Raw genomic sequence first — 12734 nt, forward strand, 5'->3', positions numbered from 1 at the left:
GGAAGATCTGACGCCTTCCGAAGTGTTGGTCCGCTTCGACAGGCCGTTGGTTCCGGTCATGCCCTGGGAGGCCCTGCCACCTCCGCCGCTGGCCATCTACCCCCGCGTCGAAGGGCATTGGATGTGGCTGTCCACGCGCGAACTGCGCTTTGTCCCCATAACCCGTTTTCCCATGGCGACCGTCTTCGAGGTCACAGAGAACGGGCGGAGGAACGCGCAGGGAAACGCCTCTCGGCACCCGGGTGCGTTCCGGTTCGCAACCGGAGCGCCCCACATTGTCTGGCATGCCTTCGACATCGCTCATGAAGGACAGACCTCGAGAACCCCTCGAGTGGCCCTCGTCTTTGATCAAGATGTCGATCCGGACAAAGCGCTGCCGTACCTTGGCTTTCGAACGGAGGAAAACGGGACCGACGTCATCATCCCTGCACTCTTGAGCTCGCATCAGGCGTGGCCGTTCAACGCGCGTCTGGAGAACGAATCTCTCCAACGCATTATGTTCGTGACCCCGGCGCGCGAGCTGCCACCGGACACGGCCGCCCTACTCATCGCCGATACAGGACTTCCTTCCCTGGAAGGACCCTTGAAGACGAAGGCCCCCCAAACCCTTTCGTTCCGGACAGCCTCGCCCTTTCGGCTCTTGCCTCCGCGAAACGAGGACGGCTCGGCTGTCCGACAAGGGGAAAGCTGGATCATTCCCCTCTCGCATCCTTTTGACAAGAAGACACCCTCTGTAGGCATCCGGCCATATTGCGAAGGCCACTATCGATTCGATCTTACAGACATTTACCTCGACTGCGAAGATGCGACCGCATTCACTGCGTACAAGGTCACGGTTGCCGATGTTCGCGACATCTTTGGTCGCTCTCTCACATCGAACTCGATAATCCTCAAACCTTTACCCCCGAAAGCAAGCCTTCGCTTCGAGGACATTCCCGAGTATGGCGCCCCTCATCCGGTCCTTGTGCATGGGCCATCTCAGCCCTCCTTCGTCACGTTAAGCGGACAAAGCGTCGCGTCCATGCGCATACGAGTCTCAAAAGTGGCTATCGTTGATTTTCCGCGATTCATGTTGGCACACGGGGTGAAAAGCCACACGGTCTTGGATTTGGGTCAGACGATCTCCCAACGCGAGCACGTGCTCCATGCACGCGCCGGCCGGGAACAACATTTCAAGGTACCCATTCCGTTGGAGGTCGGACACTACATGGTCGAAGCCATTGCGTCCGACGCCCAGGACAGGATGAATGTACCGGCTGTCCGGCTTTGGGTTCAAAAGACCAACTTGGCTTTCCGCGTCTTTGCGGGTCGCACACGCATGCACCTCTGGGTAAACAAGCTAAAGGACGCGACGCCTGTGCCCAACGCGGAGATCGTCCTACACCCTTCAGGTCGCAGAACCGAAACTGACAAGGACGACCTCGCCGTTTTCGATTTGCGCCCCGAGGGCGATGACATGATTGAAGTTCGCGCGGGCGGCGACAGCGTCATGCTTCCTCACGACGCATGGTCGAGCTTCGAGGTTGCCGAAGATGGCAAAGAAGCCGCGGCTGAGCGCCCGGCGCCAAGCGCCACGTGGAGCCGGAACGAAGCGAAGAACCTCTACTGGTATACGGGTACCGACCGGCAGCTCTATGCGCCGGGTGACCAAGTCCACTTCTTCGGTTGGCTCCGGCGTTTGAGCGCAGGCGGAGAGGCCGAGTGGAGCCGGCTTGCGGGACCTCAACGGGTGTTTTGGGAGGCCCAGGATGGTGATGTCCCCTTTGCGAGCGGTCAGCTACCCGTCACCAATGATTCTCGGTTCGCCGGGCAAGTGACTCTGCCTGCCGACCTGCCCACCGGAAGCGTAACTTTGCGCTTTCGGCTTTTTCAAAAGGACGGGACCAAAAGCCCGGCACACGAAGAAGAGATCATCGTTGGCATCTACGAAAGGCCGGAGATGCAAACCACGATGACTCTATCCAAGGGACCGTACGTCGCGGGTGATCCTTTTAGGGTCAACATGGAAGCGACGTACCTATCAGGAGGGGTCGTCTCCGGTGCCCGCTGGGATGTCGCGCTCGAATCCCATTACAGTTGGCATCCGCAGCCCTACGAGGATTACGTGTTCTCGGCGCGCGCCGACGATCCGGATGGATCCCCGCAGCCAGTCGAGAACAGACCATCGAGCCTGACCCTCGATGTGAGAGGCAAAGCGAGCAACAACCTGCGACTTCCCTCACCCGCCGAGCGTGGTCAGCCATGGATTCATCTTCTGAATTCCGAAGTCCAGGACGTCAACAGCCGTCGCTGGTTCGAGAGTCACACCCTGAATGTATTGCCCGCGAAGCTGCTCGTGGGATTGAGGGCCCAGGGCGATGAGTCAAGGGCGGACTCCACGTCATCAACGAGGGCCACATCATGGGGCAGATTTGTGGTCGTTGACTCCAAAGGTCAGCTCGAAAGTGGACACGACGTAGAATTGACGCTTTGGCGGAAAATAACCGACGAACGCGATCACAAGAGTCGATACGAGCGGCTGTGGACGCAAGAAGTCCGCTCGGAAGCGCGGCCCGTTCAGATAAGGCGCGACAACGAGGGGGCGGGCGCTTACCTGTTGGTGGCAGAGGTCAAGGATTCCTCCCAGCGCCCCCATCGTAGTTCCATAGCGATTAAGATTCCCTCAGAGCCAAGACCAAAAGCACCTTTGCCGGAAAAACCGATGCCCCTCGCGATATCCTGGCTCGACGATGCCCACGTAACCACCGCGAGATACAATGCGCCGAAGGGCTTCAGTCACGCCCTGTTTCGATTTGTGCGGGCAGGCGACATACTGGACCTAAAGTATCTCTCGGCCGGAAGGTCGGGCGCCATTGCCGCACCCCTTGGGGGACCCTTGTGGGGATCCTTGAGGGCCGAGATGACCTCTCTGTCTTTCCCGGCTTCTTACTCGCACATCGAAGACTTCGCATCGAAGGCGCGGGTGTTTCAGCGTGAGTCGCATCATTTACATGTCGAAATCGGGGCGCGCAGACAGGCTTCACGCCACGCTCTCGGTCGAGAAGAGCTCCCAGCTTCATTCGCTCCGGGGGACTCCGTGCAATTGCGTATCCGTACCATCTTCCCTGACGGCAAGCCGGCTTCGGGCGCCGAATTGGTTGTCTCGGTCGTCGACGATGCAATCTTTCGACTGCGACCTCGCGCGATCTGGAGAGATCCCTTCAAGACTTTCTACGATGAGTCCATCACCTCAGCGGGGCAGATTTACGAACGGAGTACGCGCGCGCTGATGCGTTCAGGCCTCTCTGGAGGGGTGCCTGGCGGCACTGTGGCTGGCCTTATGGGAGGCGCTCCGAGTGGCCCTGAGCGCCATGACTTCCGCCCCACCGCCCACTTTGCTGCAGACGTGAGTGCCGACCGGAACGGCGACGCACGCGTAGAGTTCCGTTTGCCGGATTCAACGACGCGGTACCGGATCATGGTGGCAGCCGCAGCGGGTAACGCTTCCTTTGGCTTGGGGCAGAGCGAGATCGTGAGCACCAAGGATCTGGTCTTGCGCCCCACGCCGCCTGCGTTTTTGCGAGCGGGTGACACCGCGAAGATTCCTCTGGTTTTGCAGAACCAAAGTCGCCGCACGTTGGCACTGTCCGTTACCACGACGGCCTCGTTGTCGGCCGGAACCACGATACCCTTGCGGGGTGGAGCCGTTCGAGCCATCCAGTTGCCTCCACAGACACGCGAGCTACTGAGCTCCGAGGTGCGCGTGCCCGAAACAGGCGATGTCATGCAGCTATCGTGGCGCGCGGACGTCACGGGGAGCGCTGGGAAGTCCGGGCCGATGGATCGCATCTCCCACACGATTCCTCTCCTATCTCCCCTCATCAGAGAACAGATGAGTTCGTTTGGCGACGGTGTTGGGGAACAGCGAGAAGGGCTGATGTGGCCGCAAGCCAGCGGCGATGAAGAAGCCAAAACGCAGGCCTCGGCCGGTCTCAGGATCGCGCAGGGTGCGTTGCCCCCGCTTGGCGCAACGATGCAGACGCTTTGCGACCCTGAGGTCGATACCACCGAGGCCTTGGCGGCCTGGATATGGGCTGCCTCTTCATGGCTGCCGCAGTGGCCGCTGGTTGCAAATGCTTGTGCACCCGACGCGAATGTGGCGAGAGACAAGATCCACGACGCCTGGCAGAGGATTGCGACCCGAACGGGCGGGCAATCGTCATTTTTGGCCTTTCCGGGTCGTCACGTCTCGGCACCCACGTACGTGACGCATACGCTGGCCAAGGCAGCTGCTTCATCCAAGCAGGCTGGCATCGACGTTCCAAATCAAGTGTTGAGCAGGCTTCAGGAGCTCAATGAGCGCGAGAATGCGCAGTGGTTTCTTGGCTATCGAGACTGCCTGGAAGATGCCTCAGGGCGAGGGGAGTCGTATCAGCTGGTGAAGCGCGAGTGCGATAGGTCGGCAGTGAAGGGAGCGCCCTTCGGGCACGTGGAAGGCGATGAGAGCTCGCGAAAGCTCGGCGATGAGCTAAGGCAAACGGTCTTGCGTGATGGACAATGGCGTCGTGCACAACGTTCCTCGACGCTGGTGTCTCTGTGGAAGTGGTCAAAGGAGCCGGTCCTAAAGGAACAAATCAGGGACGACCTGCTGTCGCGCCTGAGCAAAGCTGGCGACCAAGCCTGGGTGACCGACGGGCCAGGCGTGACGTGGCCCAACGGTTTTGTCCGAACCTCGCTACAGGCGGGGCTCCAGGCCGACGTCATTGAGGCGTGGAGCGCATCCAGCCCGACGGAGATCCTCACACCCTTGGTGCGGGGGCTTCTCCGGCTTCACACGGGCTCCGCCTGGGGCGGTGCTCTCACCACGGCCAAGGCCGTAGTGGCGCTCAGAAGCTATCAAGCAGCCCACAGCACGGCGGAGGGGCAAACGCATCCGGGTGGGCCGTTCTCGATGGTGGTCAGCCAGACGTCTCGAAGCCCCGTTGTGGTCGAGCTCGAGCCCCGCGCCGCCTGGGACCACTCGTGGTCGCCCATCCGTCGGCCGACGGAGACGCTGACGATGACACCCGCATCTGAGAATTCAGGTATGCCCTGGTCCTATGCGGTCACCATGAACTACCAACGCCTTCCCGCCTACGAACCCCGCTATCAGGGCTTCACCGCAGAGCGCGAGCTCTTCGACGCATCGGGGGCGCGTTGCGAGCAGTTGGTCGATGGCTCCTGGCGTGTGCCTTTGGGCGCGCGCGTGAAGGTTACGCTCCGGTTCGAGAACCATGCCCCTCGCTTCGATGTTCTCGCCGAAAGTCCATATCCGGCGGGTTTCGCGGCTGTCGATCCACGGTTGAACGGGCAATCGTATCGCCACGAGCACGATGGCGAAGCGCGCTTTGCGGATGTCGTGACACAGTCGCCCGGCACCATGAAGGCGCTTGCCTCACGCTTGCCCGCGGGAAGACACGAGTTTTCGTACGTGGCCGACGTCCTTACGGCGGGTGAGTTCCTGTGGCCCGAAGCGATCGTGAAGGATCGAGAATCGCCGGGAATTTTCGGACGGACCGCAGCCAGTCGGGTGTTCGTGGAGCCGCGTTGACGGTCGAGGTAGCGCATCGATCAGGCCCTTCGCCGAAGCGAGCGTTGTGTAGTGCGGCAGCCACGTTCAGGGTCGCCACGGGGCGTTTAGTGGTGCTCTGGCAACTCGAAGGGCGGGACCCAACGGCCGTCCAGGTCCGTAAAGCCCAACTCCCGGGCGAGATCCGCGACGCGCAGGGTCTGTCCGGTCCTGGCCAACACACCTTCATCGCGCGCAAGCGCCACGACGGCGCGACCCAGGTAGCGGGGCGATTCAGTTTGTGCCAGTGCGGGCACCTCTTGCCATCGGGCTTCATCGGTACCGTTACCCGCGAGGACGAGCTCGGTCCGCATCCAGCCCGGTGAAAGTGCCACCGAGGCCACGCCGTACGCACGCAGTTCCTCGGCCACGGCAAAGGCAAGGCGGCTCATCGCCGACTTGGCGAGGTCGTAAAGAAGATTGCCGCGCAGGTACCGACCGCGATCCCAAAACGTCGTCGTCACCACCAACCCGCTTCGCTGCGCGACGAAGATTGGGGCCGCCTGTCGAGAGGCCAGCCAGTGGTTGCGCACGCCCCGATCGATCATGGCGTCCCACTCCGACAAGGGGCGTTCCCAAAACGGCGCTTCGAAGACGCCATCGAAAACCTCGTGCCCACCCCACGCGTTGTTCACCAGCAGGTCGAGTCGCTTCTCGTTGCGCGAGAGGCGCTGGAAGAGGTCCGCCACCTGCTCTTCGCTGGAATGATCACACACGCAGGCCACGCCGTGGCCACCGGCCCGGGTCACCTCCAGGGCGGTGTCCTCGACCGTGCCCGGCATGCCCGAGAGGTTCGATAGCCGCATGATGTCGGCGTACGCCGCCGGCGCTCCTTCTTTGCGGGTGCTTCGCCCGGTGACATACACGGTGGCGCCGGCCGCCCCGAGCTCGATCGCAATGCCCTTGCCTGCGCCGCGGCTGGCCCCCGTGACCACGGCGACGCGTCCCGCAAGCGGGCGGGCGTCATCATGCCTCTCCTCGTTCTGCATGCCTGCAGCATGCACCCAAGTCAGCGTCGGAGATCACAAAGAATGCGTTCACGTTCTTCTCGCCGAGGCGGGCGTCGCGGTCTGCTGAGGATCCTTCGTCGTTCGGCGGTAGAAAGGATGTAAGGTAATGCGCCGCGCTTTCCACTCACGAGATCGTGAACAACAAAAGCGTCGTTCGCCGCGCCGTGGGTCGCCCCGGGGTGCTGGTGTCACTCTTCTTCGTGGCGCTTGGCTGTGCCGCGCCGTCCATGGACGACGAAAATGCAGACACGCCTGAGGCCGACGAAGATGCCTCCGAAAGGGGCGGGGCAGGCTCGGCCTTGGCCGGAGGCTCGAGCGGTTCGGGTGGGGCCGGGGGCCTCCCTAATTACGGAGGCCAGGGCGGCAACGCGGATGAGCCATCGCTGGCAGGGGGCGTAAGTGGGTCGGGAGGCAGCTCGACCGGGGGAGTGGGCGATGTCCCGATGGGACAAGGCGGTGTTCCTGCCAGCATGGGCAGCGGGGGCGCCGAGGGGGGAAGTGGCGGGGGCGCCGAGGGGGGAAGTGGCGGGGGCGCCGAGGGAGGAAATGGCGGCAGCGGCGAGGGAGGAAATGGCGGCAGCGGCGGGGGAGGAAACGGCGGCAGCGGCGGGGGGGCGGGCTCTGGACCTGGGGGAGCGGGCGGCACCCCGGTGCTCACGAAACCAAACGTGTTGTTCGTGGTCTTCGACGACCTCAACCGCCACATCAGCCCCTACGGGGACCCCCTCGCCAAAACGCCGAACCTCCAGCGCTTCGCGGACAGGGCCGTGCTCTTTCGGCGTGCCTATGCGCAGTACCCCGTGTGCGGACCTTCACGTATCTCCTTTCTCAGCGGTCTCCGGCCCGAACAAACGAAAGTGCTCAAAAACGGCGAAACACCACGCAAGTGGCTGCCGAACCACGTTTTTCTCCCGCAGCACTTCAAGAACAACGGCTATCACTCGTCCCGCGTGGGCAAGGTTTACGAAATCGGCGAGGACGATCCGAAGAGCTGGAACATTTCCGTTGAAGGCACGCCGGGGCAGGGCAACGTGTATCAGTACGAAGAGCCTCAGAAGTTGGGGCTCAGCGTGCTCGAGTCGCGCAACCACGGGGACGTCGTGTTTCCCCAGGGGGGGGCCGAGAACGGGCAGACGTACGTCCTCAGCGACGTGGACGACAAAACCTCGGATGAGATGATCGCCCAGAAGGGCATCGACTTCATCAAGCAAGGCAAGGAGCGAGACAAACCCTTTTTCGTGGCGGTGGGCTTCCGTCGCCCACATTTGCCTTGGGCAGCGCCCAAACGGTACTTCGACCTGTATCCGCTGAGTTCTTTGCCTGCACCCCCAAATGTATACGGGGAGTGGGTTTCGCGGTCGCCGCAGAACATGCCCCTCTCAGCCGCCAAGTACCGCAAGTCGCTACAAGGCTACTACGCTGCGCTGTCGTTTGCGGACGCCCAGTTTGGCCGGTTGCTCGATGTCATGGACTCCAACGACCTTTGGAAGCGCACGATCGTCGTGGTGCTCGGTGATCACGGGTACCACCTTGGTTCGCGCTTGTGGTGGGGCAAGCACACCCCCTACGACGAAGCCGACGCCACGCCTCTCATGATCGCCGCACCGGGGTTTACGGGAGGCGTTGCCACCCGTGAGGTGGTTGAGCTCGTCGACCTTTATCCGACGTTGGTAGACCTGGCGGGACTGCCTCCAAGGGCCGGGCTGGCAGGACGCAGCCTTGTCCCCATCATGAAGAACCCCACGTCGAGCATGGGGGCCGAGCCGTCACGCTGCTCACCACGCAGCCCAATAGCGGCGTCGTGTTTGCGCGCGCTCTGGGCGCACCCGGGATGCGCCTCATCGAATTCGTACAGGGCGGCACCCGCCGGCTCGAGCTCTACGACGTGGACGAAGACCCCGACGAACTGTCGAACCTCGCAAACCTTCAGACGCACAGCGCCAGGCGCGACGAACTCGACGCGGCTCTGCAGGCATACAAAACCCAATTTCCCTGACAGTCGGGGCGTTGAGCAAGGCGAAACCAACTTCGGCTTCCGGCGCTCGGAGAGCGCCGAACGACGGACGCGAGTCATGGGTTCCGCGGGCGCCGAGGGAATGCCCAAGATATTTTCGTCCGCTGTAGAATTGACCAGTCGTCGGGGGTCATTCAGTCGAGACCAACGCTGCCGGAGACGTTCCGGTGTGGCTTTGGCCATTGACCGGAGCCAAGCGCGACGCTGTGCTCCACAAAAAAGGACGATCCCAGTGCAATACATGTTGATGTTGAACGAAACGCAGGCCGAGTTCGCCAAGCGCGCCGATCCCCAGCAGGCCGAGGCATATTGGGGGGGCTGGAACGCGTTCATTGGGGCCATGGCGCAAGCCGGTGTGATCGTGAAGGGGGACGGCCTCGAGGGCCCGGAACTTGCCACCACGGTTCGGGTGCGGCAGGGCAAACGCTCCGTGGAAGACGGCCCCTTCGCCGACAGCAAGGAGCAGCTCGGGGGATACTTCGTCATCGAAGTGCCTGACCTCGACGCGGCCCTCGCGTGGGCCACGAAAGCGCCGTGTGTGCTCGACGGCTCCGTGGAGGTGCGGCCTGTTCTGCCCATGAAGGCCGGGGGCGCGTGAGCGAACCCCACGCCGTGCGTGTTGCGGAGTCAGCCGCCCGTCGATCGTACGGGCGGCTCCTTGCCGTGCTGGCCACCAGCACACGTGACATCGCGTCGGCCGAAGATGCGCTCGCAGAGGCCTTTGCTTCAGCCCTTGCCACGTGGCCTGTGCGCGGCGTACCCGAGAACCCCGAGGGATGGCTCGTCACTGCGGCTCGCAACAAGATAAAGAACCACTTCCGGCATCACAAAGTGACGGATGCCGCGGCCATCGAGCTCACACGCCGCCTCGAGCAGGGGAGGGAAGCAGACATCGAGTTCCCCGACGAGCGACTCAAGCTGCTGTTCGTGTGCGCACATCCCGCGATCGAGGAGGCCGTACGGACGCCGCTCATGCTTCAGGTGGTCCTTGGCCTGGACGCCGCGCGCATCGCCAGCAGCTTCGTGGTCGCGCCGAAAACCATGGGACAGCGCTTGGTGCGCGCCAAAACCAAGATCCGAGACGCAGGCCTTCGTTTCGCTGTCCCCGATAGCGAGGAGCTACCCCATCGATTGTCGGACGTCCTTGCGACCATCTATGCAGCCTACGGAGCCGGATGGGAGGTTGTCCCCGGCGCCAACGACGCGGTTCGAGATCTTGCCGACGAGGCCCTCTTCCTGGGTAGGTTGATGGTGGCGCTCATGCCCGAAGAGCCTGAAGCGAAGGGCTTGTTGAGCCTGATGCTGTTTTGCGAATCCCGGAGGTCCGCCCGTCGCACGGCCGGCGGCGTGTTCGTTCCTCTCGACCAGCAGAACCCAGCCCTTTGGGATCAGGGCATGGTCATGGAAGCCGAAAGGTTGCTCACGTCGGCATCGGAGCGTCGCCGATTCGGACGCTTCCAATGTGAGGCAGCGATTCAATCTGTTCACGTCCAGCGTGCGATCACGGGCACGAAGAACCACGAGGCTCTCCGCACGCTTTATCAGCTGCTCCTGGCCCTTGCTCCGTCGTTGGGCGTCGAAGTGGGATGGGCGGCGGTGTTGCTGGAAGGCGGCGATGCGCATGCTGCGCTTGCCGCGCTGTCGGCCGTTTCGGCCGCGCACGCCAGCACCTACCAGCCCTACTGGGTGACCCAAGCTTGCGTACATGAGCAGCTCGGCGATGCTGACCGTGCCCGTGAAGCGTTCGCCAGGGCGATCGGGCTCACCGAGGACGCTTCTGTCCGCACGTTTCTCACGCAACGGGCGGCCGCGCTCACGCCTCCTCGCAAAGCGTGATGGTCACGACGTTTGGGCTACTCGGTCTTGAAACCCACCTTGGTGTGAGTGCCGTCGCAGTAGGGTTTGTTGGCAGACTGGCCACAACGGCAAAGGGCCGTTTTCGTCACCCGGTTGATGGTTTTGCCCGTACCCGAGCAGATCTCGAGGTTGCCACTCAGCAGAAGCGGACCGTTCGGCAACGCTGTCACGGAAAGGGGGCCGTTCCTGGCTGCCAGGGGTTGCGATGTGATGACGGCCGGCTCACCCGAAGCCACGAAGCCAGCCCCGCCGTGACTGCCGTCGCAATAGGGCTTGTTTGCCGAGGCGCCGCAGCGACACAACGTGGCCCGTAGCCCCGCAGGCTGCCCGTCGAGCGTGAGCTCTGCACTCAAGGCCACGGGGCCGTTTTCCCGCAGGCGGGCCACGTTGACGAGGGGTGCCGTTTCGGGCTTTCGTCCGTCGAGCGGCTCGCAGGTGATGGCGCCCGACGGGCAGTTGCGGGCCAAAGCGTCCAGCTCGCCGGGCGTGGCGCGATCGGGATGAATCCAGGCCCCCTGCACGTTGGGGACGAACACGTCCGGTCGGTCCAACACGCAGCTGCGTGAATGGATGCACTTGTTTGCCTCGAACCGCAGCACGCTGTGGCTGCCTTTGACTTCTTCCCGTGTGCTCATCGTGGTGCCTCGCGAACCATGCTGCGCCGAAAGAGGGCTGTGCAGCAAGTAGGGACTTGCAAGGGCTCGCATGTTTCGGCTCCGTGTCACGGCCTTCCGGACCGCCTGTCGCCGTTCACAACCATTAGCGGATGTAGTACGTCTGAGCCCATGAACGCCACACCTTCCCTCGTCGTTCAGGTCTCGGTCCCCGCCCTGGCTGTCGCGGTCACCGGGATCGCCTTGCGCATGTGGCAACGCGCGCGGCGGGATCTGGGCAAGGCTCCCCGAGGAGCCGTCGCGTTGACGGTGATCGGGGCCTGGTTCGCAACGTGGGGGATGTTGGCTGCCACGGGCCTGCTCGCGCGCTTTGACCTTCGGCCACCGCCCATGATGCTCATGGGGGCGGCCGTGATGGCTGCCGCACTCGCGCTCGGTTTGTCTCGTATCGGTGGGCAGCTGGCGGCTGCGACGCCGGTTTCCGCGCTCATCGGACTGCAAGCGTTCCGGCTGCCGCTCGAGCTGGCGATGCACCAGGCTGCGGTCGAGGGCGTGATGCCGCCCCAGATGTCCTATGCCGGGTTCAACTTCGACATCGTCACGGGCGCCAGCGCGGCGCTTCTGGCATGGGCGTCGTGGCGGGGGCTCACCCTACCGCGTGCGGCACTGTGGGCCTGGAACGTGGCGGGTTCGCTGCTGCTCGTGAACGTGCTCGTCATCGCGGTCGTCTCCACCCCCGTGATCGCTGCGTTTGGGACCGAGCCCTCGCGCCTCAACGTGTGGGTCACACAGTTTCCGTACGTGTATCTCCCCACGATTCTGGTTGTGGTGGCCGCCGCGGGACACGTGGTGGTGTTCCGCTGGCTGCTCGCTTCGGCGCCCGCCCGTTCAGGGGAAGGTCGGGGGTAGGCCAAAGGCAGGAAAAAGCGTCTGCGTGTCGAGAAAAAAGGTCATCCCCGCAAGGGTAGATCCGGCGGGCTCGAGCACCACCAGCGACCAGGGTGAGCCGTCGGCCTTGTACTGTCCGAAGGCGGGGGCCCCGTTGGCCGACGTAGGCACTAAACGCGAGCCGCGACAGCCGCACCCGCGTCCCAGCATCCAGGCGCTTATGGCCGCGGGTCCTCGCAACCACAACGTGTAGGGCGGCATGTTCATCGTGGTCTCGGTCGTGAGAATCGCGGCCAGCGCGTCCATGTCGTAGCGCTCGAAGGCGTCCACGAAGCGGTCAGCGAGAGCCTCCGCTTCACCTTTGGAAGGCACCGGTGGACGGGACAAGCCATCGCCCAGTGTGGCCCGCGCCCTTTGTAGTGCGCTGTTCACAGACGCCACCGAAGACGAGAGCGCCTCCGCCACCTCGACCGCGGAGTATCCCGCGACCTCGGTCAAGACGAGCGCCGCTCGTTGTTTGGGAGGCAGCGTCTGCAGCGCTGCGACGAACGCCAAGCTCGAAGCGATCCAGCCCCCTCAAGGCACGCACCATCGTCTCCTGCACGGCGTCGTCGGCGTCCACGACGGAGCCCAGCATGCGGTAACAGTGTCCGGTCAAGGTGGGGCGGTGCCGCTCGAGGGCTTCGCTGTCAGGCATGGCTTGCCAGCATGTGTCCGCTCTTCCAGCGGCGCAAGCGCAATTGAGAGTGGACGCCATCGCCTTG

6 protein-coding genes and 1 pseudogene are annotated in these 12734 nt (G+C 63.4%); 4 read left to right on the forward strand and 3 right to left on the reverse strand.

Going from position 1 to position 12734, the window contains the following annotated elements; translation table 11 throughout:
* The first annotated feature begins 1069 nt into the window (after nucleotides 1–1069).
* On the forward strand, nucleotides 1070–5569 hold the full coding sequence (locus KA712_02155) for a hypothetical protein (GenBank protein ID MCG5051739.1): 4500 nt from the start codon (nucleotides 1070–1072) through the stop codon (nucleotides 5567–5569).
* Between the two features lie 86 nt (nucleotides 5570–5655).
* On the opposite strand, the gene KA712_02160 is transcribed toward KA712_02155, so the two are convergent.
* On the reverse strand, nucleotides 5656–6576 hold the full coding sequence (locus KA712_02160) for an SDR family oxidoreductase (protein ID MCG5051740.1): 921 nt from the start codon (nucleotides 6574–6576) through the stop codon (nucleotides 5656–5658).
* Between the two features lie 155 nt (nucleotides 6577–6731).
* Here KA712_02160 and KA712_02165 point away from each other — a divergent pair, with 155 nt between their 5' ends.
* Nucleotides 6732–9209 (forward strand): sulfatase-like hydrolase/transferase, encoded by a 2478-nt coding sequence (locus KA712_02165; protein MCG5051741.1) that lies wholly within the window; start codon nucleotides 6732–6734, stop codon nucleotides 9207–9209.
* Nucleotides 9206–10447 (forward strand): hypothetical protein, encoded by a 1242-nt coding sequence (locus tag KA712_02170; protein MCG5051742.1) that lies wholly within the window; start codon nucleotides 9206–9208, stop codon nucleotides 10445–10447. The genes KA712_02165 and KA712_02170 overlap by 4 nt, the downstream gene beginning before the upstream one ends.
* A gap of 17 nt (nucleotides 10448–10464) precedes the next feature.
* Here KA712_02170 and KA712_02175 read toward each other — a convergent pair whose 3' ends face one another.
* Entirely contained in the window at nucleotides 10465–11103 is a 639-nt protein-coding gene (locus KA712_02175) for a CDGSH iron-sulfur domain-containing protein (protein MCG5051743.1), read from the reverse strand.
* Nucleotides 11104–11253: 150 nt separating this feature from the next.
* On the opposite strand from KA712_02175, the gene KA712_02180 reads away from it, so the two are divergent.
* Nucleotides 11254–11991, forward strand: coding sequence for a hypothetical protein (locus KA712_02180; GenBank protein ID MCG5051744.1), 738 nt, complete (start codon nucleotides 11254–11256; stop codon nucleotides 11989–11991).
* Here the strand turns inward: KA712_02180 and KA712_02185 are convergent.
* Nucleotides 11971–12667: pseudogene (locus KA712_02185) on the reverse strand (hypothetical protein). The gene KA712_02180 and the pseudogene KA712_02185 overlap by 21 nt on opposite strands.
* Between the last annotated feature and the right edge of the window lie 67 nt (nucleotides 12668–12734).

Source organism: Myxococcales bacterium (assembly GCA_022184915.1).
Lineage (GTDB): Bacteria > Myxococcota_A > Polyangia > Fen-1088 > Fen-1088 > JAGTJU01.

Coding starts and splice junctions, on each gene's coding strand:
- KA712_02155 (MCG5051739.1), top strand. CDS start 1,070: ATGTTGGCACACGGGGTGAAAAGCCACACGGTCTTGGATTTGGGTCAG.
- KA712_02160 (MCG5051740.1), bottom strand. CDS start 6,576: ATGCAGAACGAGGAGAGGCATGATGACGCCCGCCCGCTTGCGGGACGC.
- KA712_02175 (MCG5051743.1), bottom strand. CDS start 11,103: ATGAGCACACGGGAAGAAGTCAAAGGCAGCCACAGCGTGCTGCGGTTC.
- KA712_02180 (MCG5051744.1), top strand. CDS start 11,254: ATGAACGCCACACCTTCCCTCGTCGTTCAGGTCTCGGTCCCCGCCCTG.